The organism is Acinetobacter sp. RUH 2624 (assembly GCF_000162375.2).
In the GTDB taxonomy this organism is placed as follows: domain Bacteria; phylum Pseudomonadota; class Gammaproteobacteria; order Pseudomonadales; family Moraxellaceae; genus Acinetobacter; species Acinetobacter nosocomialis.
On the sequence record NZ_KI391939.1, the window covers coordinates 1,038,543 to 1,063,555 of the forward strand.

The 25,013-nt window shown below is 37.9% G+C and carries 22 protein-coding genes; 16 read left to right on the plus strand and 6 right to left on the minus strand.

Annotated features, from left to right (window positions below; genetic code table 11):
* Positions 1-10: 10 nt before the first annotated feature.
* Both HMPREF0014_RS11630 and HMPREF0014_RS11635 read right to left on the minus strand, forming a co-directional pair.
* Positions 11-985, minus strand: coding sequence for a bestrophin family protein (locus HMPREF0014_RS11630; RefSeq protein WP_020992225.1), 975 nt, complete (start codon positions 983-985; stop codon positions 11-13).
* A gap of 69 nt (positions 986-1,054) precedes the next feature.
* Positions 1,055-2,326: a sigma-54 dependent transcriptional regulator gene (locus HMPREF0014_RS11635; RefSeq protein WP_004887328.1), complete on the minus strand. Its 1,272-nt coding sequence runs from the start codon at positions 2,324-2,326 to the stop codon at positions 1,055-1,057.
* A gap of 191 nt (positions 2,327-2,517) precedes the next feature.
* Here HMPREF0014_RS11635 and HMPREF0014_RS11640 point away from each other — a divergent pair, with 191 nt between their 5' ends.
* From HMPREF0014_RS11640 to HMPREF0014_RS11655, 4 genes are all read left to right on the plus strand, one after another.
* Entirely contained in the window at positions 2,518-3,213 is a 696-nt protein-coding gene (locus tag HMPREF0014_RS11640) for an MBL fold metallo-hydrolase (RefSeq protein ID WP_004887326.1), read from the plus strand.
* 12 nt (positions 3,214-3,225) lie between these two features.
* Positions 3,226-4,881, plus strand: a complete 1,656-nt coding sequence (locus HMPREF0014_RS11645; protein WP_006581654.1) for a bifunctional protein tyrosine phosphatase family protein/NAD(P)/FAD-dependent oxidoreductase — start codon at positions 3,226-3,228, stop codon at positions 4,879-4,881.
* Between the two features lie 194 nt (positions 4,882-5,075).
* Positions 5,076-5,867, plus strand: a complete 792-nt coding sequence (locus HMPREF0014_RS11650; protein WP_004887322.1) for a sulfite exporter TauE/SafE family protein — start codon at positions 5,076-5,078, stop codon at positions 5,865-5,867.
* Between the two features lie 109 nt (positions 5,868-5,976).
* Positions 5,977-6,981, plus strand: a complete 1,005-nt coding sequence (locus HMPREF0014_RS11655) for a homoserine dehydrogenase (protein WP_004887320.1) — start codon at positions 5,977-5,979, stop codon at positions 6,979-6,981.
* Between the two features lie 30 nt (positions 6,982-7,011).
* Here HMPREF0014_RS11655 and HMPREF0014_RS11660 read toward each other — a convergent pair whose 3' ends face one another.
* Entirely contained in the window at positions 7,012-7,929 is a 918-nt protein-coding gene (locus HMPREF0014_RS11660; protein ID WP_004887318.1) for an EamA family transporter, read from the minus strand.
* A 166-nt stretch (positions 7,930-8,095) separates the two neighbouring features.
* Here HMPREF0014_RS11660 and HMPREF0014_RS11665 point away from each other — a divergent pair, with 166 nt between their 5' ends.
* A complete protein-coding gene (locus tag HMPREF0014_RS11665) occupies positions 8,096-8,950 on the plus strand; it encodes a helix-turn-helix domain-containing protein (RefSeq protein WP_002050074.1) in 855 nt (284 codons plus the stop codon).
* An 18-nt stretch (positions 8,951-8,968) separates the two neighbouring features.
* On the opposite strand, the gene chrA is transcribed toward HMPREF0014_RS11665, so the two are convergent.
* On the minus strand, positions 8,969-10,318 hold the full coding sequence (chrA, locus tag HMPREF0014_RS11670) for a chromate efflux transporter (RefSeq protein ID WP_004887316.1): 1,350 nt from the start codon (positions 10,316-10,318) through the stop codon (positions 8,969-8,971).
* A 241-nt stretch (positions 10,319-10,559) separates the two neighbouring features.
* Here chrA and HMPREF0014_RS11675 point away from each other — a divergent pair, with 241 nt between their 5' ends.
* From HMPREF0014_RS11675 to HMPREF0014_RS11710, 8 genes are read left to right on the plus strand one after another with little or no spacing between them, the layout of a single operon-like run.
* Positions 10,560-11,303 carry a GntR family transcriptional regulator gene (locus HMPREF0014_RS11675; RefSeq protein WP_004887315.1) on the plus strand — a complete coding sequence of 248 codons (744 nt, stop codon included), beginning with the start codon at positions 10,560-10,562 and terminating at the stop codon, positions 11,301-11,303.
* Between the two features lie 28 nt (positions 11,304-11,331).
* Positions 11,332-13,065: a fumarate reductase/succinate dehydrogenase flavoprotein subunit gene (locus tag HMPREF0014_RS11680; RefSeq protein WP_004887314.1), complete on the plus strand. Its 1,734-nt coding sequence runs from the start codon at positions 11,332-11,334 to the stop codon at positions 13,063-13,065.
* 20 nt (positions 13,066-13,085) lie between these two features.
* Positions 13,086-13,331 carry a ferredoxin family protein gene (locus HMPREF0014_RS11685; protein ID WP_004887313.1) on the plus strand — a complete coding sequence of 82 codons (246 nt, stop codon included), beginning with the start codon at positions 13,086-13,088 and terminating at the stop codon, positions 13,329-13,331.
* 19 nt (positions 13,332-13,350) lie between these two features.
* Positions 13,351-14,781 (plus strand): ABC transporter substrate-binding protein, encoded by a 1,431-nt coding sequence (locus HMPREF0014_RS11690; RefSeq protein WP_004887312.1) that lies wholly within the window; start codon positions 13,351-13,353, stop codon positions 14,779-14,781.
* A 34-nt stretch (positions 14,782-14,815) separates the two neighbouring features.
* Positions 14,816-15,670, plus strand: coding sequence for an ABC transporter permease (locus HMPREF0014_RS11695; RefSeq protein ID WP_004887311.1), 855 nt, complete (start codon positions 14,816-14,818; stop codon positions 15,668-15,670).
* Position 15,671: 1 nt separating this feature from the next.
* The gene (locus HMPREF0014_RS11700) at positions 15,672-16,511 is read left to right on the plus strand and encodes an ABC transporter ATP-binding protein (RefSeq protein ID WP_004887310.1); all 840 of its coding nucleotides are present in this window, start codon (positions 15,672-15,674) and stop codon (positions 16,509-16,511) included.
* On the plus strand, positions 16,508-17,506 hold the full coding sequence (locus HMPREF0014_RS11705; RefSeq protein ID WP_006581651.1) for a HEAT repeat domain-containing protein: 999 nt from the start codon (positions 16,508-16,510) through the stop codon (positions 17,504-17,506). The genes HMPREF0014_RS11700 and HMPREF0014_RS11705 overlap by 4 nt, the downstream gene beginning before the upstream one ends.
* Positions 17,490-17,771, plus strand: a complete 282-nt coding sequence (locus HMPREF0014_RS11710; RefSeq protein WP_001167101.1) for a gamma-butyrobetaine hydroxylase-like domain-containing protein — start codon at positions 17,490-17,492, stop codon at positions 17,769-17,771. Before HMPREF0014_RS11705 ends, HMPREF0014_RS11710 begins: the two co-directional genes overlap by 17 nt.
* 39 nt (positions 17,772-17,810) lie before the next feature.
* Here the strand turns inward: HMPREF0014_RS11710 and HMPREF0014_RS11715 are convergent, their stop codons facing one another.
* Positions 17,811-19,097: an MFS transporter gene (locus HMPREF0014_RS11715; protein ID WP_004887307.1), complete on the minus strand. Its 1,287-nt coding sequence runs from the start codon at positions 19,095-19,097 to the stop codon at positions 17,811-17,813.
* Between the two features lie 518 nt (positions 19,098-19,615).
* On the opposite strand from HMPREF0014_RS11715, the gene HMPREF0014_RS11720 reads away from it, so the two are divergent.
* Positions 19,616-21,820 carry a TonB-dependent siderophore receptor gene (locus HMPREF0014_RS11720; protein WP_006581650.1) on the plus strand — a complete coding sequence of 735 codons (2,205 nt, stop codon included), beginning with the start codon at positions 19,616-19,618 and terminating at the stop codon, positions 21,818-21,820.
* Positions 21,821-21,875: 55 nt separating this feature from the next.
* Here HMPREF0014_RS11720 and HMPREF0014_RS11725 read toward each other — a convergent pair whose 3' ends face one another.
* On the minus strand, positions 21,876-23,294 hold the full coding sequence (locus HMPREF0014_RS11725) for an aspartate ammonia-lyase (RefSeq protein ID WP_004887303.1): 1,419 nt from the start codon (positions 23,292-23,294) through the stop codon (positions 21,876-21,878).
* Between the two features lie 413 nt (positions 23,295-23,707).
* Here HMPREF0014_RS11725 and HMPREF0014_RS11730 point away from each other — a divergent pair, with 413 nt between their 5' ends.
* Together HMPREF0014_RS11730 and HMPREF0014_RS11735 are read left to right on the plus strand one after the other, a co-directional pair.
* A complete protein-coding gene (locus HMPREF0014_RS11730; protein WP_004708863.1) occupies positions 23,708-23,893 on the plus strand; it encodes a hypothetical protein in 186 nt (61 codons plus the stop codon).
* Between the two features lie 90 nt (positions 23,894-23,983).
* Positions 23,984-24,205, plus strand: coding sequence for a hypothetical protein (locus HMPREF0014_RS11735; RefSeq protein WP_000668585.1), 222 nt, complete (start codon positions 23,984-23,986; stop codon positions 24,203-24,205).
* Positions 24,206-25,013: the final 808 nt, after the last annotated feature.

Sequence of the window (25,013 nt, forward strand, 5' to 3'; positions counted from 1 at the left end):
ATTTACGGAATTAGGTAGACCTCGCACCCAAGTTGTGTCTTAAATTTGAATGGATTGGGGAGAACTCAGCTTTTGAATGTTTATGCAACAAAGCCGCTTCAATAATAGGAGGTAATGGCTGTCCTAAAGAGCTTAGAGACTCTCGCTCAATTAAGCGAACAATTGAATCAAGCGGTAAATCATTTTCTTGCAAACCGAAAGGTTCTTCAATTTGAGCACTTAAAGCATCTAGCCCTAAAAACATATAAGCGATTAAGCCAACAATAAGCGGTGTCCAAATACCTAAAGCTGCTTCAAGGCTAAACGGTAAAATAAAACAAAAACAGTAAACAGCACGATGTAAAAGTACTGAATATGAGTAGGGTAAAGGTGTACCGGCAATACGGTCACAACCCGCTTGAATATTGCCTAGCTCAACAATATGACGCGTCAGAGTGCTATAGATAATGTCACTAATTTCGCCGTCTTTTAGAGATTTGACTAAATCTTTTTGAATATTTTCGAGTACAAATTGTGGTGCATTAATATGCTCATTTAAATAATCGAGTGAAGAGTTATTTAAATACGCATGTTCAAGAAATTTGGTTGGTTCGGCGGTTTGTTGACGTAAGCGATCACGCAATAAATTGCTAAAAATTAAGACCTGATGAATTAAATGTTCACGTTGTTCATTGGATAAAACATGGCTGTCTCTAACAATGTGTCTGGCATTGGCAATTAATGCGCCCCAAAGTTTGCGACCTTCCCACCATCGATCATAACAGGCATTATTTCGAAAACCCGTACAAATGGAAAGAATCACGCCAAAGATAGTAAATCCGATCGCGGGTACGGTAGGAATTTGAATCCAATGATAATAAGAGAGCCAGACCACACATGCTGAAATAAGTACAACAAAACTTAGTGCTGGTAAAACCTTGGGTAGAACAGTTCCTTTCCATGCAAATAAGAGTTTAAAAACGCTGCTTTTATCGCGAACAATCATAGAAAGCCTTTGAACTAACGGACCTAACCAACTGCAATATGATACGCCTTAGATGAGCTAAATACCTAGCTAAAGCTTGTGCTTTTGTCTGTATCGCCAAAGAGTAGTGCGGCTAATTCCAAAAATATTCGCGACCATATTCAGGTTATGGTTATATTTTTCTAAAGCTGCTTGCACATTTTCCGGGCTCAGCTCTGTATTTGTCTCGGGTAATTTAACGTAATCCTCAGCATTTAAGAGCTCGTTCGGTAAGTCTTTGACTTCAATTTCAACCTTACCATTTGCCATGGTTAACGCATAAAGCAGAGTGTTTTTTAGTTCACGAACATTTCCCGGCCAGTCATAGTTCAATAAAACCTGCATGGCTTTTTGATTAATATGGCGAGGCATCGATTCGAGTTGGGCTGAGCTTTCTTTTAAAATTTGATCGACAATAAGAGGAATATCGACTTTTCGTTCTCTAAGTGGGGGTATAAAAATTGGAATCACACGCAAACGGTAGAGTAGATCATGGCGGAAACGCCCAGCCTTAGCTTCTTCGCGTAAAGCTTTGTGTGTTGCGGTAATAATTCGGACATTGGCCTGAATCGGTTTTTCACCACCAACTGGCGTAAATTCCCCTGTTTCTAATACGCGTAATAATTTAGCTTGCAGCTCTAAAGGAATCTCGGCAATTTCATCTAGAAACAACGTTCCGCCAGCAGCACGTTCAAACACGCCTTTATGGTCACGAATTGCTCCTGTAAAAGCACCTTTCACATGCCCAAATAGTTCACTTTCTAAAATATTGGCATTGAGAGCAGCACAGTTAATTGCTACAAAAATCTTATTTTTACGTTGGCTATAATCATGAATTGCTTTTGCCACAAGCTCTTTACCACTACCAGATTCACCGCGGACAAGCACTGGAAATTCAGTAATTGCCACTCTTTGAATAATTGAAAACATACGGGTCATTTCTGGCGAGCAGCTATTAAAAACCTTGGACAAGTCTTGCAACTGTTCTGTTAGCTCTACTTGATTAGCAATATCATTCTCTATGTTAATAGGCTGTAAAATATGTAGCTTTCCGATAATGCGATGCTCGGCAATATAAATATCATGTTCTTGATAGATAAATCGCTGTCTCATTTTAGGAGTATTGATCTCAAGATATTGATTGTGATGGTCTTGAGTAAGCGCTGCCATACTCTCTACAGAAATATCGTCTGTATTAAATTTATAGTGAATTGCTTGAGTCGTTGTGTCTGCTAAAAACAGGCTCGCATTTGGGAAGAGAGCCTTAAGCTGCTCAAATAAAATATAAAAATTCTGTTCTGACTCAAAATTTAGCTTTGCCATTTTATATGTTTCACAATCGTTTCATTGAAACATACTTGAGTTTCATAGGAACATCAAGCTGAGTTCATTTTCTAAGTTTAGTTTTACTTATTATTTTAAACTTTTGATTTTTATATTTATTATTTAATTTTAAATAATTGGCATCTTATTTGCAAAATATAGGAAAGAAATAAATTATTAGGGTATAAATCATGTTCTTTAAGCAGTTTTTTGAAAAAGAAAGTTCGACTTATACATATATGCTTGGATGTGAAGAAACACGAGAGGCTGTTTTAATTGATCCAGTCGCATCAGATATTGAGATTTATGCAAAAGAATTAGAGCAGCATCAATTTACGCTCATCTATACCTTAGACACTCATGTTCATGCAGACCATATTACCGCTGCAAATTTACTTCGTGAACGTTTCCATTGCAAATCGGTTTTACACCGAAACTCAGAAGTAAGTTGCGGAGATATTTTAATTACTGATGGTTGCATGCTTAAAGTTGGCAACCTCAGTATTGAAGCGCGTTACACACCAGGTCATACCAATGCTTGTACGAGTTACCTAGTTGGAAACATGATTTTCACTGGTGATGCATTATTAATTGACGGCTGTGGTCGAACTGACTTCCAGCAAGGTAATGCAGGTACACTTTATGACAGTATTCATAAACAACTTTTTAGCTTGCCTGACGAGACTATTGTGTATCCGGGACACGATTATAAAGGTCGTCTGTCTTCAACAATTGGTTATGAACGCTTAAATAATTCACGTCTAGGTCAGAATCGCTCGCGTGAAGATTTTATTGAATTAATGAATAACTTAAATCTGCCATATCCAAAACAAATCGATAAAGCACTTCCTGCTAATCAGGCTTGCGGCTCAATTTCACAATCATAAGAAGGTGGCAATATGGAACTTAAACGAGTTAATCAAGATTTTTATGTTGCTGGCCAGATTACAGTCGACGATATTGCAAAAATTGCAGATCAAGGAATAAAAACTCTGATATGTAACCGTCCAGATGGAGAAGGTGCAGATCAACCCAATGTAATTGAAATTGAAGAAGCAGCTCAGCGACATAGTCTAAAGGTAATTTATCAACCTGTTACCAGTGGCAAAATTACCGATCAACAAGTTACCGAGTTTAAGCAGCTTTATCAGAATGCCCAAAAGCCCGTTTTAGCATATTGTCGCTCTGGTATGCGTGCAATCAGTTTGTGGGCTTTGGCTGAAGTTGCTCCACAAGATGCAGCACTGCTAGTTGAAACGGGTAACAAACTTGGTTTTAACTTAAAAGGCTTAGTGCCACGTATTTTAAAACATGATTATGAACCAGCGACAATTCCTTGTTATAGCGTTGTGATTGTGGGCGCTGGAGCAGCAGGAATTTCTGTAGCATCGAGCTTACTGTCTCGCGAACCTCATTTAGATATTATCATTATTGATCCGGCAGACACCCATTATTATCAACCGGGTTGGACCATGGTCGGTGGCGGTATTTTTAAGCCACAAGTAACTGCACGCTCAATGGCAAGTGTGATTCCTTCAAAAGTGAAATGGATGAAAGCTGCGGTTGCCGGATTCGACCCTGAACATAATCAAGTCATTTTGGAAGGATGCCAGCCCATCCAATATAAAGCATTGGTTGTCTGTCCCGGTTTAAAACTGAATTGGCATGGCATTGAAGGTTTAGTCGAAACCTTAGGTAAAAATGGGGTGACGTCTAACTATCGTTATGATTTAGCACCGTATACATGGGAACTTGTGCAACAGCTAAACGGTGGAAAGGCAATTTTTACCCAGCCACCTATGCCGATTAAGTGTGCAGGTGCTCCTCAAAAAGCGATGTACCTTTCAGCGGATTACTGGTTAAAGCAAGGCAAACTTAAAGATATCTCTATCCATTTTTATAACACTGGTGCTGTTTTATTTGGTGTGAAGGAATATGTGCCTGCACTCATGCAATACGTCGAAAAATATGGCTCTGAACTTCACTTTAATCATCAACTGGTCAAAGTAGATGGGCCTGCAAAAAAAGCATGGTTTAAGGTCGTGAATGATGAAAATGCAGCATTAATCGAAACTAATTTCGATATGTTGCATGTTGTTCCACCGCAACAAGCACCTGATTTTATTCGTGCAAGTATTCTTACTGATGAAGCAGGCTGGGTGAGTGTGAATCCTCAAACCTTACAACACACACAGCATGCCAATATTTTTGCTTTAGGTGATGTGATGAATGCACCTAATGCCAAAACTGCTGCTGCGGCGCGAGCCCAAGCCCCAATCGTTGCTGTAAATGTGATAGCGCAGCTCAAGGGGGAGCCGGACTTCTGTGAATACAACGGCTATGGCTCATGTCCACTCACCGTGGAGCGTGGAAAAATCGTTCTAGCTGAGTTTGGTTATGGCGGCAAATTGCTTCCTAGTTTCCCAAAATGGGTGATTGATGGGCAAAAGCCATCTCGTTTGGCATGGTTACTTAAAGAGCAGATTTTACCGCCAATTTATTGGCAAGGCATGCTCAAAGGCCGCGAGTGGATGGTCAAACCTGAGCGAGGATAAACAAAGCAACGCTTTATCTTGAGAAGCGACTAAAGCTTCGCAAGAAGACGAGAACTATGCTCGAGTTAAGAGGGTGAATCAAAGCAACGCTTTGTTCTGAGAAGCGACTGAAGCTTCGCAGGAAGACGAGCTCTATTCACTCACTAACCAGCAGTCTACTGCAAATGATGTATATGCAATTTTAGGCTTTTGATATGTTATTACTTGTCGTTGAAGGCATCGTGATTGGCTTTTTACTTGGTCTTACTGGCGCAGGTGGCGGTATTCTTGCTGTACCCGCGCTTATGACAAGTCAAGGCTGGACAGTGGCTCAAGCAGCGCCGATTGGATTGCTTGCTGTTGCGCTATCTACACTCATTGGAACTATTGAAGGCTTATTTAAAAAGATAGTTCGTTATCGCGCTGCTATTTGGATTGCCTTAATTGGTGCACCTATGGCACATATCGGCATTTTAATTGCCAACGCGATTTCACCTGTCTGGCTCATGTTAATGTTTAGCTTAGTCATGTTTACAGTGGGTTATCGACTTATTAGTAACCGAGTATCAGATTTTCATAACCCGCCGTGTCAGGTCAACCCAAGTACTGGACGCTTTATCTGGAATTTTAAAACTGGTGGCGTGCTTGCCAGTATCGGGATTATTGCGGGGCTTTTAACTGGCATGCTAGGGGTTGGTGGCGGCTTTGTAATTGTACCAGCGCTTAGAAAAGTCACAAATTTGGATATGCATAGTATTGTTGCAACCTCACTTATGATTATTTTCCTTATTAGTGGCATAAGTATTGTGATGCATATTGCAGAGGGTTTTCACTATCCAGTAGCAATCACTAGTGCGTTCGCACTCGCATGTGCATTTGGTATGTTATTAGGGCGCCAAGCTATTCGTTTTATTCCAGCGTCAATTGTACAAAAAGTCTTTGCTTTAATGGTTTTTGCTGTCGCAATTTATATGGTTATTAAGATTGTTAATCTAACAAATATCTAAGATATATAGTATTTTAACTATCCTTATGAATACTAAATTTCCAGAGATAAGATGTTTAAATTGTCTTTGGAAATTTCATTTAAAGCATTTAAAATTTTGAGAAAGCGATATGAAGCGAGTTAACGTGGCAATTTGCGGTTTTGGACGGATTGGACAACAAATTGCAGAGCTCCTTTTAAATCGATCGACGTACTATAAACAAAAATATCAAATTGATGCCCGTTTAGTGGGTGTCTGCAACTCATCATCAGGCTTAATTGATCAAGAGGGTTTTCAGACTTCAAAGTGGCTAGATAAAACACGATTTCAGGAAGGTCTAACAGAGCAAAAGTTTTTAGAACAGGTTCAAGCAGATGTCATTATTGAGACCGGACCCAGTGATTATGTGACAGGTGGGAAAGGCTTATTTTATTTAAATTATGCTTTAACACACAACATGAATGCGATTGCGGTATCTAAAGGTGCTTTAGTCGTAGATGGTAAAAAATTAGTTAACTTGGCACATCAGCACAATAAAAAACTATTTTTTAGCGGTGCGACAGCTGCTGCCTTACCAACTGTTGATTTGTTTGAATATAACTTAGCAGGCTGTCAAATTTTAGAAATAGAAGGTGTGTTTACAGGCACCACGAATTTTATTTTAAATGATATGTTGCAACACGGATGCGCATTTGCAGAATCTCTTGAAAAAGCTCAAACAAAAGGTATTGCGGAACCTGACAGTTCATTCGATGTAGATGGATGGGATACCGCGGCTAAAATTACCATATTAGCCAACACTGTTTTGGGGGCTGATATAAAAATTCAAGATATTCCAAGACAAGGAATCGGTCATGTCACACCCGATCATATTCGTGACTGGAAAAAAGAAAATGTAATTCCTCGTCTGGTCGGTTTTATTCATGTTAAAAATCAGCAAATTGAAACAGGTGTTGAATTAAGGTTAGTCCGAGCAAATCATGCGTTTGCTCATCTGCAAGGTTCTCAAAAATGCATTCGGGTGTTAACACAAGAAATGGGTGAATTTGTGGTCAGTGGAGGGGCATCTGCGCCTTTAGCCACAGCAGCCGCAGCTTTAAAAGATTTTGAGCTGATGTTAAAAACGGGCTACTAAAATTAATTATGATTTATAAAAAAGCAGGCTTTAAGCCTGCTTTTCACAATTTTTTTGGGTGTTAAATAACTTCTTTCCAATTTCAAACTTACTAAACATTAAGTAATTACCAAGTAAGATTAGCAAAATTCCAAATACAGCATTTAAAGTCCACTCATATCCTTCAAAGAAAGTAGAAACTGTTAAAGCAACTAAAGGAAAGAGCAACGTGCTATAGGCTGCTTTGGCTGCGCCAATTCGTCCAACTAAAGAAAAATAAGCAGAGAACCCAATAACTGTGCCAAATACAGCTAAGTATAGTACCGAGCTTAAAAATGGGAAATTCATCGGCGGCATTAAATCTTGTCCAGTAAATAAAGCTAGACTTAGCATCACCAATGCCCCATAAGTCATGGCATAACAATTTGTTGAAAAAATATTTAGGCCACGTTTTTGGTGTCTAACACTAATCATATTCCCTAAAGAAAAACCGTAAGTGCCTATTGCACATAGCCCAATACCCATTAATAACTGTGCATTAAACTGACTATTAATCAGGTCATGCCAAAACAGTAAAACAATACCACTTAGACCCAAAAGTGCAGCTGGCGCAAAGTTTGGAGAAGGTTTCTGCTTAAAAAAGATAAGTGCATTAATGGCATTAAAGAAAACGGCCATTGAAAAAATGACGGACTCTAAACCGCTATTTACATATTTAACAGCGGTATAAAAACAAATAAAGTTTAGGCCAAAAACACAAAGACCCTGCAGCATACAGAACAAATGATCTTTTAAAGCAATTCGCTGTAATTTTCCTGAAAATAGTAAAACAACCCAAAGTAATAAGGCTGAAATGGCAAAACGCCATAAAATTGCAACGACGGGTGTTGCATAATAGCTCTGAACGGCAATTCCAATCCATGTTGTTCCCCAAATCAACACCACCGCAACATAGAGTAAAATATTCATAACTTCATCCTCGATTACCAAGCTTAAGTATCTAGGAATGCTTCATTTTTCACGTATATATTCTTGTGTAGTACATGCAAGATCTTGCGTTTTTTATATGTCTGAACTAGCTGAATTTTACTGAATATGGTTAACTTAAGCTCAATGATATTCGTTTTAATTTTGCATGGCCTATCAAACTTTAGAACAGCTACAGCAATCTAAAGCCAAGCTTCACGAAACTGTGGTGCTTGATGAAAATATGCAACTTGCATTTTGGTCTAATCAGCAAGATCGTGTAAGTGTCTGTAGCGACCACCATACTTTGAGTCTCTATATCCAAGATGGTTATGAAAGTTATCAAAAAACACCTGCAGGCTGGAAAAATGGTGGCGGGCCAGGGCGTTTTTGTTTGTTGCCTGAGCATCAAGAGTCGACTTGGGATATACGAGGTGGGCTTAAATTTGTTCACTTGTATTATACAGACCAACATTTACGTGATGTTGCCGAAAAAATATGGGACAAAGAACCTAATCAAATTGAGTTAAACGAAGTTGTCTTTAATGACGATGAACGGATTCGAGCACTTTATCAGTTCTTCTTGCTAGATTGCGATTGGCAAGATTCTTCAAATCATTTGCAAATGAGTACAACAGCAAGTTTATTGCTAAATCATTTAATTAGAAGATACAGCAGTGTTCAATGGCAACAGCCTATTATTAAAGGTGGGTTGGCACCTCATAAGCTCAAATATATTCAGGAATGGATTGAAGATCATCTAGATCAGGCTCTCACTTTGTCTGATTTGGCAAATGTTGTGAATTTAAGCGAATACCATTTTGCTCATATGTTTAAACAGTCCATGAATATGGCGCCTCACCAGTATGTCATGCAAAGACGTTTAACTAAGGCAAAAGGACTCATTCAGTCATCTCAGCTTTCTTTACAAGACATTGCCCTAGTATGTGGTTTTAGTTCAGCAAGTCATTTAAGCCATCGTTTTAAACAGTTTTATGGCATGAGTCCTTCACAATTACGTTAAAGAACTCATGACTAATTTCTATAAAAGATAAACCCCTAAACCAATCAGTGCCGAAGCAAAAATGACATACAGCACATTAATGTTAAATCGGAATAAAGCAATAAATGCAGCAAGAGTAATGAGGGCTGCAACAATGTCAAAATGCCCTGTAAAGCCTTGTGGCCATAACACATGATAACTAAAAAATAGTGCTAAATTTAAAATGACGCCGACCACAGCCGCGGTAATTGCAGTGAGTGGTGCAGTAAATTTAATTTCGTTATGTGTAGACTCAATAATCGGCGCACCCGCAAAAATAAAGACAAATGAAAATAGAAAGGTAAACCAAGTCACAATAACTGCACCGAGTGCTCCAGCAAAAAATAGATGCTCAGAACCAAGTAGTGAATGATTAACACCTCCTAAAAAACCAACAAAGGCAACGACCATAATCAGTGGACCAGGAGTAGTTTCACCAAGTGCCAAACCATCAATCATTTGTGTAGGTGAAAGCCATCCAAAATGATTGACAGCGCCTTGATAGACATAAGGTAAAACTGCGTAAGCGCCCCCAAACGTAAGCAGCGCAGCTTTAGTGAAGAACCATGCCATTTGGGTATAAGAGTGATGCCATCCGAAATATACGCCTAAAGCTAAAATGGGTAATAACCATAAAATGATTGCTATAAAAATAAGTCTGGCTAACCGTGACCAGTGGAATTTAGCGTGTTCTGGTGTCGGAGTCTCATCATCAATAAATGCTGGGCCATAATCTTTTTGACTAGCTTTATGACCAGCAGTTGAGGAAAGTAGCTCAGGGTACTTTTTACTAACTAAATAACCTGCAATACCAGCGGTTAAAACGATAAGCGGGAAAGGAAGCTTTAAGACAAAGATGGCAAAGAACGCCGCAATTGCGACGACCCATAAAAACTTATTTTTAAGCGAACGACTACCTATACGGTATGTCGCATGGAAAACAATTGCGGTGACGGCAGGCTTTATCCCGTAAAAAATACCCGCAATAACAGGAACATCTCCAAATTTTATATAAACCCAAGACAGCCCAATTAAAATAAATAAAGAGGGTAATACAAATAAAATACCGGCAACCAAACCTCCCGCAGTTCTGTGCATAAGCCAACCAATGTAAGTTGCTAATTGCTGCGCTTCAGGTCCAGGTAACAACATGCAATAGTTCAGTGCATGTAAAAATCTTTTTTCTGATATCCAGCGCTTTTGTTCAACCAATTCCTGATGCATCACAGCGATTTGTCCAGCAGGCCCCCCAAAGCTAATAAAACCAAGCTTGAGCCAAAATAAGAAGGATTGCCAGAAGGTGACTTGTTCCACTGAATCATCAGGGGTATTTAATTGTTTTTGTTGCATATTATCCCCTAAAAAATAATAGTAATTTTTACGTTTATGGCACAACGGAGTATGTTTTATAGCATAACAAACACAAATGTATTTTTTATGATAACCATTTAACTTTTATAGATAGCTATTAATTAATTTATTGATATTCATTGAAATTATTTTTTTAACTAAAGTTATCGCTTTAAATTATTTCCAAAGCTGAAACATTTTAAACATTATTTGCTCAAGTTGTTATAACAGGTTGTAAGCCGTGAGCCAGCTACCCCCAGATGCTAAAAATCATAAGCCTCTTTACGATCAGTTAAGGGAACTCATCCTTAACAAAATTGTAAATGGCGAATACGCCGTACTGAGTCAAATTCCATCTGAAAACGAGTTTGCTGAACAGTTCGGTGTAAGCCGAATCACAGTTCGCCAAGCACTCAACCAATTACAGTTGGAAGGCTATATTTTTAAGGTGCCAGGTAAAGGGACCTTTGTAAGCAAGCCAAAAACGTTCCAGAACATTTCAAGTTTGCAAGGTTTTGCAGAAGCAATGTCATCTGCTGGTCACGAAATTTTAAACCGTGTCATCTCGGCCGAGCTTAGGCAGGTCCCGATGCATGTAGTACCGAAATTAAAGTTACCTGTTAAAGCCAATGTGTATGAAATTCAGCGTGTTCGTTTACTCAACCGTCAGCCAGTATCGTATGAGTTGACTTATTTGCCAGAACATATTGGTTTGAAACTTAAAGAAAAAGCGATTGATTTACGCACAACCGATATTTTCAAAGCATTAGAACAAGAATGTGACATTCCTTTAGGGCATGCAGATTTAAGTATTGATGCCACTGTAGCGGATGAGGAATTAGCGGCCTTGTTGCAAGTCGAAATCGGAACTCCGGTATTACGGGTCGAACGTTTGACTCACGATGCAAATGGTCAACCGATTGACTATGAATATCTCTATTTCTCAGGCGATACCTTCCAGTACCGTTTACGTATTCATCGTTAATAACTCAAATAAAAATAAGGATTTTACAATGGAAACTAAATATCTTGAGTTTGATATTGTAGTGATTGGTGGTGGAACTGCAGGGCCAATGGCTGCGATTAAAGCAAAACAAGAAAACCCCAATTTAAAAGTCTTGCTCATTGAAAAAGCGAATGTAAAACGCAGTGGGGCAATTTCAATGGGAATGGATGGGCTGAATAATGCTGTTATTCCGGGATATGCGACACCTGAGCAATACACCAAAGAAATTACCATTGCCAATGATGGGGTAGTTAACCAAAGCACTGTATATGCATATGCGAAGCATAGTTTCACAACCATTCAACAGCTCGATCAATGGGGCATTAAGTTTGAAAAAGATGAGACAGGTGAATTTGCAGTAAAAAAAGTACATCACATGGGGGCATATGTTTTACCAATGCCCGAAGGACATGATGTTAAAAAAGTTTTATATCGTCAATTAAAGCGTGCTCAAGTCAAAATTAATAATCGGATTGTCACCACAAAGCTTTTAAAAAATGAGCAAGGTGCAATCAATGGTGTACTCGGTTTTGACTGTCGTAGTGGTGACTTTTATGTCATTAAAACGAAAGCTGCCATTTTATGTTGTGGTGCCGCAGGGCGTTTAGGTTTGCCAGCTTCCGGCTACTTAATGGGTACTTATGAAAATCCAACCAATGCAGGTGACGGCTATGCAATGGCATATCATGCCGGTGCTGAGCTAGCCAATTTAGAGTGCTTCCAGATTAATCCGTTGATTAAAGACTATAACGGTCCAGCTTGTGCCTATGTGACTGGTCCTTTAGGAGGTTATACCGCTAACAGTAAAGGTGAACGTTTCATTGAATGTGACTACTGGAGTGGTCAAATGATGTGGGAGTTTTACCAAGAACTGGAAAGTGGTAATGGCCCTGTTTATTTAAAAGTAGATCATCTGGCCGAAGAAACCATTCAAACCATTGAAGAGATTCTACATACCAATGAGCGCCCAAGCCGTGGACGTTTCCACGAGGGCCGAGGAACCAATTATCGTCAAGATATGGTGGAAATGCATATTTCAGAAATTGGTTTCTGTAGCGGACACAGTGCTTCTGGCGTATGGGTCAATGAAAAAGCTGAGACTTCAGTTAAGGGATTATACAGTGCTGGCGATATGGCGGCCGTACCTCATAACTATATGCTTGGTGCATTTACTTACGGTTGGTTTGCAGGTGTAAATGCCGCGCAATACGTGAGTGCAGTTCAAGATAGCAAATTAAACCAAAGTGAAATAGAAGTAGAAAAAGCTCGAATATTTGCGCCACTGAATTGCTCAGAAGGTTTACCTCCAGAACAAGTGGAATATAAGCTGCGCCGTTTTGTAAATGACTATTTGCAGCCCCCTAAAACTCGCCAAAAAATGGAAATTGGGCTCAAGCGTTTTGAAGAAATTAAACAAGATATTAAGCGAATTTCTGCAAGGAACCCGCATGAGCTGATGCGTGCCGCTGAAGTTTCTTTTATTCGAGATTGCGCGGAAATGGCAGCAAGAGCTTCACTGTTTAGAGAAGAAAGCCGCTGGGGACTGTACCACTATAGAGCAGATTTCCCTCAAAAAAATAACTCGGATTGGTTCTGTCATGCGCATTTGAAAAAAGATGAACAGGGCAACATGGTCAGTTTCAAAAGGCCAATCGAGCCTTATGTGGTTCCGATTAATCAAGATGAAGCTGTGTCGTATGACCGTTTACGCATTCAAAAAGATGTTGCTCTAGCAGACTAAATAAATCAGGAATTCAAATCATGACTTTTATTTTTAAAGAAGTACAGCACCGTACTGTCGCACCCGTCATTATCGATGAGGATAAATGTATTGCTGATAAAGGATGCACTGTCTGTGTAGATGTTTGTCCAATGGACTTATTAGCAATCGACCCAACAACCCAAAAAGCTTATATGCAATTTGATGAATGTTGGTATTGCATGCCTTGCGAAAAGGACTGCCCAACAGATGCAGTCAAAGTAAATATCCCATACCTACTCAAATAATTAATTTGGAATACGCAACATGAGACAAAATAAATTGATCAATAAAAAACTATTACTCAGTAGTTTAATTGGTGCCATGGTACTCGGCACTTTGGGGTGCGGCAGTAAAACAGAAACTGTACGTGTCGCCATTGGTACACAAGACACGACCATTAACTGTGCAACAGGTGGGCTGCTCATTCGTGAATTGAATTTATTACCAAAATATTTGCCTAAAGATGGTAAATATAAACACGTTAAATATGACATTCAATGGAAAAACTTTACCTCTGGTGCACCACTTACCAGTGAAATGGTAGCTGGGCGTCTAGATTTGGGAGCAATGGCTGACTTTCCTGCTGTGAATAATTTAGCGGCATTTAAAAAAGCTGGCAAAGAAAGCATATTTTTAGCCCCTTTGTCAGGCAGTATTAATGGTAGCGGCAATGCGATTGTTGTTCCAATTGACTCAAAAGTAACATCGCTTAAAGAACTAAAAGGACAAACCATTTCTGTACCTTTTGCCTCAACTGCTCATGGACTGTTGCTACGAGCGATTCAGGCAGAAGGCTGGCAACTTGATAAAGATATTAAAGTGATTGCTCAGGCGCCAGAAGTAGCAGGGCCTGCCTTAAAAAGTCATAAGATTGCTGCGCATGCTGACTTCGTACCATTTGGCGAGTTATTTGCTTACCAAGGTTTTGCCAAAAAAATCTATGATGGTTCACAAGCAAAATCACCGACATTTCATGGTTCGCTTGCCAGCAAAGATTATGCACAGCAGCATCCAGAAGTTATAAAGGCTTATTTACAAGCAGCCATTGAAGCGAATCGTTTGATTCGCGAGCAACCTGAAAAATATAGTGAACTGATTGCTGAAAAAACCGGTATTCCTGCTGAAGTTGTTTATCTATTTCATGGCCCTTTAGATCTGCAAACTCGTGACTTAACGTGGAAACCTGAATATCGAAAAGCAACTCAAATCGCGATAGACACCTTAAAAGTTTTAGGCAAAAACGACGGTACGCTTGATGTAAATAAATTTATTGATAATCAATATATTAAGGATGCATTTCAGGCATCCGGACTTAATTACAGCCAGCAACTGGCCGACTATGCAAAATCACCTTTGGTTGCCAATGACGCATTAACGGGCCAACCCATCAAGACATTTGATCGGGTGACTCAAATTTGGGTAAAGGGTGAAGAAAAAGTGCGTAGCTATGAAACGCCTGAGCATGCTTTTTCTGATTTAAAGAAAATACAAGCCAATGGAAAAACGGTACGTGTGGTTTATAGCCAAGATCATCAGTCCGACATTAAGTTACTTGCTAATTTGGCATGGTATGCCACAGACAAAGCAGGAAAAATTCAAGCCTTTTTATTAAAAGATGATGCTGAAAAATGGGCTAAACAACAGGGCGGAAAAGTATATGACTTTAAAGCTATTCAGCTTGTAACACAGAGCTGATGTGTTGTCTTACCTAATGAGCAGGAGGTAACAAATGAGTAGTTTAGCCCAGACAAAACCTAATAACCAAATTACATTTTTGATTAAATTTTTTCGGCAGTTGAGATCATATCCAGCGCGTTTGAAAAGCTATGTCATTGCTTTCACATCTATAGCTTTTTGGATAGCAATTTGGCAAGGACTTGCTCAGTTTAAAGTAAATTTAGGCTTTGTGAACTTTAGCAATGTCCCGACACCTTTAGATGTCATTCATGCGCTATGGGCTTTTTTTCAACTCAGCGCTGCATTTGAACATGTTGAATCTAGTGTGTTTCGTGTAGTGATTGGTTTTGTGCTTGCGGCTCTAATTGGTGTAGGTATTGGTTTGTTGGCAGGACGTTACCAAAAACTGGCTGCCTTTCTAATGCCACCATTAGAAGTATTACGTCCAATACCAGCAGTTGCATGGATTCCTTTAGCAATTCTGATTTTTCCCTCATCAGAAGCTTCCATGATTTTTATTACGTTTATTGGGGCTTTATTTCCAATTTTATTAAACACCGTACATGGTGTTGGTGCAGTTGACCCAAGACTCGTTGCATCTGCAAAAAGTCTAGGCGCTTCTGATCTTGCCATCATTCATGAAGTCATTATTCCAGGTGCATTACCGAACATTATTACTGGTTTATCTATTGGAATGGGTACTTGTTGGTTCTGTTTAGTGACTGCCGAAATGATTTCTGGGCAACATGGAATTGGATATTTCACATGGGAATCTTTCACCTTGCAAAACTATAGCAATATCGTGGTTGGCATGGTGCTGATCGGAGCGTTAGGTATGTTTAGCAGTACATTGGTGCGTGTGATTGGAAACCGATTTACTCCATGGTATCAATTGAGGAAGTCTTAAAATGTCAATTACACAAGGCCATGTTCGTATTCAAAATCTATCGCTACATTTAGGGCAAGCTAAAAATCGTTTTCAGGCACTAGATCGGATTAATTTCGAAATACAACCGGGCGAATTTATTTGTTTACTTGGCCCATCGGGTTGCGGTAAATCAACATTATTAGGTGCTTTGGCAGGGCACTTACCAATTAGTTCTGGGTCTTTAACGGTCGATGATGAATCGATATTTGAACCGCATCCAGACAGAGGTTTGGTGTTCCAGCAACATACCTTATTTCCATGGAAAAGCGTGCTTGAAAATATTGCTTTTGGTTTGAAAATGAAGGGCATTGCTAAGCAAAAGCGTATTGAACAAGCTCAGAAAATGATTGATCTGGTCGGACTTAAAGGCTTTGAACATAAATTTCCAGCCGAACTTTCTGGTGGTATGCAGCAACGAGTTGAAATTGCGAGAGTACTGATTAATCAACCTCGCATTTTATTAATGGATGAGCCTTTTGGTGCCTTAGATGCTCAAACTCGTTTAAAAATGCAAATGCTATTACTCGAAATTTGGCAAGAAATCCAAACGTCGGTTTTATTTATTACCCACGATATTGATGAGGCACTTTTTTTAGCCGATCGAGTGTTGATTATGAGCCATCGCCCAGGACGAATTATTGAAGAAATTCCACTTAAGTTTGAACGTCCACGAGATGTTGAGCTTGTAACAAGTAGTGAATTTACAGCCATTAAAAAACATTGCATCCAGACTTTAAAAGAAGCTACTCAACAAGAAGAGTTAAGACGTTTAAATCCATTAGGGCTTGGAAAGAAATCACAAATTAAGGAATACGAATGAGTTTTTATTATCAAGCTTTAGATGACCTCGATGAATATAATCAGGAATTTCTTGCGCAGCTCAATGACCCAGATGAAAAGATTCGCTTTGTCGCTTTAATGAATATTGGCGATGAAGAAAATCCGGATTTACTCCCTTGGTTGCATGCAGCATTGCAACACGATTCTTCAGCTTTAGTTCGTCAAGAGGCAGCAAAAAAGTTAGAAAGTTGGGAAGATCCAACCAGTTTACAAGTATTGGCTCAAGCTTTATTTGATACAGATGTGAATGTGAAACAAACTGCCAGTCAAAGTTTAAGTGAAGTGAAAAATGCGGCATCAGCCCCAATCCTTGCGCCTTATTTAAAGCATACGGATACTTTTGCTCTTAGTGCAATTCTGCGTGCTTTAAAACCTTTACGACCACAGCAATTATTTGATGAGATATCTGCTTTAGTACACCATAAAAATGCATTTGTGCGCCGTGAGGCAGTCAGTGCATTAAGTTGGTTACAACAAGACCAAGCGATTACGATATTGGCAAAAATTGCAGAAACAGATACAGATGATGAGGTCCGCCGTATTGCAACAGGTGGTTTGGCTTATAGTCAGAGTATATCAACTGAGGTCATCCAAGCACTTCAACATTCTTTAACTTCGGAAAGTTGGCAACTAAGAGTGGAAGCTGCGCTCACGATTGGAAAATTACGTATTGTTCAGCTCGAAGCTCCTTTAATTCATACTGTATCAGACTTGTATTGGCAAGTACGTATTGCAGCAGTACGAAGCTTGGGACTACTCAAATCGCATCTAGCAGTAGCTCATTTGTCTGATAACTTTAAGCATGAAATTAGTAACTTGCGTAAAGAAGTCGCTTTAGCACTCGGCGAAATCGGCACATCAGAAGCTCAGACGTTATTGGAACAACATCAAAATGATCCAGATCCTGAAGTACGAAAAGCGATTCGTATTGGATTAAATCAAATTGGTGAGGTGAAGTATGCAAATCAGACCTGATATCCGTGTCGACACTATAAATAAGCAGGTTCACTTTATATGGACCGATGGCTCAAGCGTATGTTTGAGTCATCAAAGTTTAAGGGAAATTTGCCCATGTGGCTTTTGCCGAGCGAAGCGGATTAAACAAATTAAAATAGAGCATCAAAATGTTGAAGTGACAGCTATGTTTGATCAAGGTTATGGGGCCCAAATTTGCTTTAGTGATGGGCATGATAAAGGGATTTTTCCGTGGGCTTTTTTAAAAGAATTTGCTAAGGGATAAAAGATGCCTTCTGCTTGGGACAGAAGGCATTTTATTTAATTAATGATCATGTTCTAAATAATCTGGTTTTTTCGGAAGCGCAAGGCTACATAAGAAACAGATAATCAGCATGACTATCACATATATAAAGAAGGTATTTTCAATTCCGGCAGCTTTAAACTGTAAGGCAACTGAAGGTGCAGAACCACCAAACAGCGCATTACCTACTGCATACGAGAAACCTACACCTAAAGCCCGCACATGAGGTGGGAACATTTCAGCTTTTACCAAACCACTAATGGAAGTATAGAAGCTGAGTAACATCATCATAAAGATGAGTAGCAATGTAATGATGATCGGAGAATCTATATAGGCACGCATCCCGATCACCATGACTGGATAAATAAAAATGGCGGACAATAAGCTAAATGCCAACATTGAAGAGCGTCGCCCAATACGGTCCGAAATTGCTCCAAATACAGGTTGAGCACACATATAAACAAATAGCGCGAAGGTCATGATATAACCAACAGTTTTTCCATGCATCCCTAAGTTGGTTAAATAGGTTTTTGAATAAACGGTCTCTACATAAAACGTTAATGAACCGGCAGAAGTGTATCCAACCACCAATAAAAAGGTTTTCCAGTGTTTTTTAAAGAGTTCTCTTAAGCTGCCAGACTCTTTTCGTTCGCTGTCTTGATGAGAAAGCGTTTCTTCTAAACGACTACGTGCAAGCAAAGATAAAATTGCTGCGATACCACCAATAACAAACGGAATACGCCAGCCGCCATCATGTAATTGTTGTTCACTTAAGAACGTCAACAAAATAACGCCCAGTAAGCTTGCAAGCAATTGACCACCAGAGAGGGTGACATATTGGAAAGACGAGTAAAAACCACGCTGACCTTTTAAGCCTAATTCACTCATATAAGTGGCAACGGCGCCATATTCACCACCCACTGATAAGCCTTGAAGTAAACGAACAAGCAGTAACAGAAAAGGGGCAAATAAACCGACTTGATCATAAGTAGGCAAAGCTGCAAATAAAAAGGAGCTTAAAGCCATAAGACAAATTGATATGATCATCGACTTCTTTCGGCCATGTCGATCTGCAATACGACCAAATAGCCAGCTTCCAATCGGACGCATAAAGAAGCTTGCTGCAAATACCCCCCAAACATAAATAGACTTGGTCGTACTATCCATATCAGGTGCGGTTAAAGCTTGAGTAAAGTAAGCAGCAAATACTGCATAAATATAAAAATCAAACCATTCGACTAAATTACCAGAGGCTGCGCCTACAATCCCACCTATTCGACTACGTTTTTCTTCCTGAGTATATGTCATATTACATCCATCGTTTTGTAGACAAAAACTAGGAATTTTTTAGGTATGCTAAACAGAAAAGAGAATAAAATATTAAAAATCACTCAGCCCTGAGCACGTCCTTAAAATTCCTAACCATTCATTTTTTCTAATTTTAAAATTCGTTTCTAGTGAGATTACGTCCTTTTGTTCGATTTAAAGATATTTTAACCAATGATCGAACATTTCCTTACGCTCAATTTGATAATGAATTATATTTAAAATCATTGAGCTAATTTAATACCAGTATTTTTTCTATTCTCTTTCTCCTTTTTAGGTTCCATTTTGAGCTTAAGTGTAATTTGAATATTTGATAATACTTAAAAAGTTATAGTCTCAATTCTCAAGAAAATAAATAAAATTTATATAATGATAAGTTCAAAAATTCGGACAAAATTCACTTAATCGAAAAAATACAGAATGTGTTGTTTCTCAATATGTGTGCCTGTATTCTTGCGTGGCTGAAAATAGGGAGATAACCATTTTTAGCCTTATAAATTATGCTCGCAATAGCAGGTAACTATTCAATGGAAAGACGTTCGTTAAATCTTCACTTCATAACATGCTCTAAAACAGCATTAGCTTCATCTATTGCACTCATAACATCTGTCGTTTATGCAAATGAAGTGGAGGTTTCGCAGCTTCCAACCATTACTGTGAACGCTACACAAAATATTGATGCACTATATACGTCTAGAAAAGTTAATTTATCTTGCTTTCAAACTGGTGAAGTAAAAAAAGTTCCTGCATCTATTACTACCATTACATCTGAACGCATAGCAGATCAACACGCAAAAACACTCACCGATGTTATTAAAAATGATTCATCCTTAGGCGATGGCTACGCTGCTATTGGCTACTATCCAAACTTTGTAGCACGGGGTTTTGCACTCGATTTAGGTTCAAGTTATCTCATTAATGGCCATACCATACGTGGCGAGAAAAATGTAGCTTTAGAAAATAAAGAACAAGTTGAAATCTTAAAAGGCATTTCTGCAATTCAAAGTGGTATGTCGACGCCAGGTGGTGTTGTTAACTATGTAACCAAAAGACCTGCCGATGTTAAAAATATTACGGTCGATGCAAATTCAGAAGGCGGCTATACACTGGCAACGGATGTCGGCGGCTTTATTAATGATAATTTCGGTTATCGAATCAATCTAGCACATGAAAGTATTCATCCAAATGTTGATCATGCAAATGGTAAGCGTGAGTTTGGTTCAGTAGCTTTAGACTGGAAAATTAATGATCGTTCTAAACTACTGTTTGACATTGAAGCCCAGCATCAAAGTCAACGTTCTGTACCCGGCTATCAACTGCTTGATGGGCAAGAAGTACCAACAAATGTAGATCAAGACCGTTTATTGGGTTATCAGTCTTGGAGTAAACCTGTTGTAAATAATAGTGTAAATGCGAGCTTGAAATATCAATATGCATTTAACGATCAATGGAATGGTAGCTTAAGTGCATCACAAAGCCGTGTTGTGATTGATGACAATAGTGCTTTCCCATGGGGCTGTTATAGCAGCATTTGTGAAGTTACGGGCTTGGGCAATACTTTTGATAAACACGGAAATTATGATATTTATGACTTCCGCAGCCCAGATGACACACGTATAACTAATCAATTTGCTGCTGGGTTAAATGGCCAATTCAATACTGGCAATATTCAGCATCAAATCGCTTTCGAATTACAACGTACATATAAAACCTTAAAACACCATACACCACTGAATGTAGCAGTAGGAACAGGCAATATTTATGAAGATACGGTCGACTACAATCCTTCATTGGAAAGTCCAGGCGATCGTTACAAAGCTCTAGAGAGTGATCAAACTGCATTTACAATCTCTGACCGAGTTCAATTTAATGATCAATGGTCAACCCTACTTGGTGGAAAACTTATTCACCTTGATGAGCAAGCTTATAATTCAGATGGGCAGCAAAGCCGAGATACCTATTTAAATAAGTTTTTGCCACAATTAGCACTCATGTATAGTCCAACTGCTACGACTAATCTTTATGCTTCATATGCTAAAGGTTTATCAGATGGTGGCGAAGCTCCTTGGTTTGCTAATAATGCTCTAGAAGTTCTATCACCGAAAAATTCTGAACAATATGAATTTGGTGTTAAGCAACAAATACGCAACTTCTTATTAACAGCAGCTATTTTTGATTTAAAACAAGACAATCAATATAGCCAAGTGAATGTAGATGGAACTTTTGATTTTGTTGAGCAAGGCGAACAACACAATCAAGGTATTGAGTTAGGTTTAACAGGCGCCTTAACCGATACACTTGATGTAAGCTCTGGCATTACCTTTACCAAATCTCGTCTTGTTGATATTGATACTGACAGCTACAAAGGTCATCAAACTCAAAATGTACCAAAGGTACGCGCAACTGCACAGTTATCTTATAAAGTACCGTCAGTTGAAGGATTAAGATTACTCAGTGGTATGCAATATAGTAGCAGTAAATATGCAAACAAAGAGGGAACTGCAAAAGTAGGCGGATATAGTGTCTTTAATATTGGTGCTGCCTATAAAACAAATTTTGCTGGGCATGACACAACTTTTAGATTCAATATTGATAACTTATTTAACAAGAAATATTGGCGTGATGTAGGGGCATTTATGGGGGATGACTATCTGTTCTTAGGTAATCCTCGCACAGCTCAATTTTCTACAACTTTTAGCTTTTAAAAGTTACAGGACAAATAAAAAAGGAGCTTTAAAAGCTCCTTTTTTATTTTAAGAATTAAGCCGACATTTTTGGTTTAACCATATTATTAATCGACAAGATATCATCAAGCACTTGTGCTGATAATAAACCTTCATTCTGAACTAGAGCCAATACACTTTGCCCAGTTTCATTTGCTGTTTTAGCAATACGAGTTGTAGTTTCATAACCTAGGTATGGGTTAAGTGCAGTCACAATACCAATTGAGTTTTCAACTAAAGCTTTACAGTGCTCAGGGTTGGCCGTAATCGTATCAATACATTTACTTTGGAACATTGCCATTGCTTTACCAAGTAAGTCCATCGATTCAAATAGTTTGAATGCAATAAGTGGTTCCATTGCATTTAACTGTAATTGACCAGCTTCAGCAGCTAAAGTTACAGCCAAATCATTTGCAATAATCTGGAAGCAAGTAAGGTTCATTGCTTCTGGAATAACTGGGTTTACTTTACCCGGCATAATCGAGCTACCCGGTTGACGTGCTTCTAAGTTAATTTCATTAATGCCGGTGCGTGGACCACTTGAAAGTAAACGCAAGTCATTGGCAATTTTTGAAAGTTTAGTTGCAGTACGTTTTAATAAACCAGATAAAAGAACAAAGTCACCCATGTCTGAAGTTGCTTCGATTAGATCTGGAGCTGACTTAATTTTCTTACCAGAAATTTTTCCAAGTGCTTGAATCGCGAGTTCACGGTAACTATATTCAGTGGTAATTCCTGTACCAATCGCTGTACCGCCAAGGTTCATATAAGCTAAAACATTTGGAATAAGCGTATTAATTTGCTCAAGGTCTTTTTGTAGAGTTACCGCAAAAGCACCAAACTCTTGACCTAATGTCATAGGCACGGCATCTTGTAACTGAGTACGTCCCATTTTTAAAATGTGTGCAAACTCTTGAGACTTATTTAGGAAGCTAAGAATCAAATTGTTAAATGGAAGATTTAACTCATCTAGGCTAAGTAACAAACCTAAACGGATTGCAGTAGGGTATACGTCATTTGTTGACTGTGACATGTTAATGTCGTTATTTGGATGTAAGTACTGATATTGACCTTTAGAATGTCCCATATATTCTAAAGCAACGTTTGCCAATACTTCATTTGCATTCATATTGGTTGAAGTACCAGCACCGCCTTGCATCATGTCGATTGGGAACTGGTCATGGAAGTTTCCACGAATAAGCTGATTACAGCTATATTCGATCGCTTCAAATTTAGTTTGATCTAAGTTTTTAAGATTATAGTTTGCTTCAGCACAGGCAAGTTTAACCATAGCTAATGCTTTAATTAAGTTAGGGAAATTTCCAACTTTGCTATTTGTTAAGTTGAAATTTTCTAAAGCACGTAATGTTTGAACTCCGTAATAATGATCATTGTTGATTTCTCTATGACCAATAAGATCCTTCTCAATACGGGTAGTAATATCTGCGTTCATCATTAAACTTCGATTCATTAAAGATGATTCATCTTAGAATTCGAAATGCTTCACTTCTAATGCATTTATTAAAGTAATTATGCATTTTTTGCATATCAAAAACTGAATTACGATAAAATGAATATTGAATAGTTGATGAGCCTTGGAAGCTATATATCTTACAAAATTTAATATATTCAATTGCTTGTATAATTTCTTTAGAGTGAGTTGCTCAACAAGAATTAAGTAAATTAAAAAATTTGAAGCGAACTAAATAATGTTTTTTATTCAGGAACGTTATTAAATTATTTGAATTTTCATGTGAAAATTAATTTATATAAAGAAATAATGAGTTTTGTTTAATAAATTTTAATAAAATTGTGATGCATTTCACATAAAAATACTTATAATACAGAAAATTTTGATTTATTAAGTTTATGTTAAAAGTAATTGGTGCCTTACTAATATTGGGAAGTTTTACTTGCTATCTCCTTATAGGAAATGAAGAAAAAACTGAAACCAAAAGTTCACACATGCTTAAAGAAGCTGAGCAATCGATTAAGAATGCTGAGTTATCTATTCAAAAAGCAAAACAAAATATCCCTACTGCATCGTATAAGTAATTGAGGTAATGAAGATTATTGTCTATTAAATAATCTTTTGACTGAAATTTTATTAAGATGTCAGCGCTGTAAAGAGACAAATGCATGAGAATGAAGTTTATTGCATATGACCCTAACTCTGGTGAAAAACTAAGCTTGAAAGAGCATATTCATCACATGGATAAATACACAACTTATGTTTTTTTTAGTGATGAAAAAGACAATATGGTATTTAACCCACAGAAAAAACAGATATTTGAAATCAGCCAATATACCTCAAACATGATGGTTGAAATTTCAAGAAAGTTATACTACTTAATTGGTGAATATTAGTTCATTTTCTATAGATCATTATGTGGATGAATTATCGCTCTTACTGATGAATTAATGCACTCCCTGTCAGTCTATAGATACTTTAGTATAATAGTCGGGATTATCTTATTAATTTATACTTACCTTAAATATTGTATGAAATACAATTAATTATTAATACTGCTTAAATCCTGAAATGAGGTAAGGTAATCATTTACTTATCAATTATTACCTTACCAAATTATAGTAAGAGTAAATAATAATTCTCTTTTTTGATGATTAGATGAAGTGAGAAAGAGTCTAAAACTAGATTTTTAGATACTTTTTATAGTGGAATAGTGTATTAATTTAAGATTCTTAAAATTCAATCAATAACTTAGAGATTGGTTATTGAAACAGTTTACAGTCCGCATTCTTCCCCAAGGTGCGGACTTTTTTTATCATTAAAATGTACGAATAGAATTTCGTGCTTATTTCTAAAAGTTATCTTGTTAAGATCACTTATTTAATTTTATGATGGGTTTTTATCAATTGATTTAAATAATTTTTTTAGCTGAACTGTACTTATGTTCATCTCTTGTCTTGTGAAAACAAAACCTATTATTTTCTTATCTTCTTTTCTATGTCAAAATTATTAAATACTTAATTTTATAGATTGGCTTTGTCCTTTCACTTCTCGCATTTTTGCAGGTACTCCCTATGTTTTATCATTCTTTCTCATCCCTAAATTTATTTATGCTTCTTCCCAAAAATTGATCCTAGACAGTATCGTGGACAACAAATCCCTCTAAATTCTTAAAATATTTCTTCTCAAAGGCTTCAGGGCTTA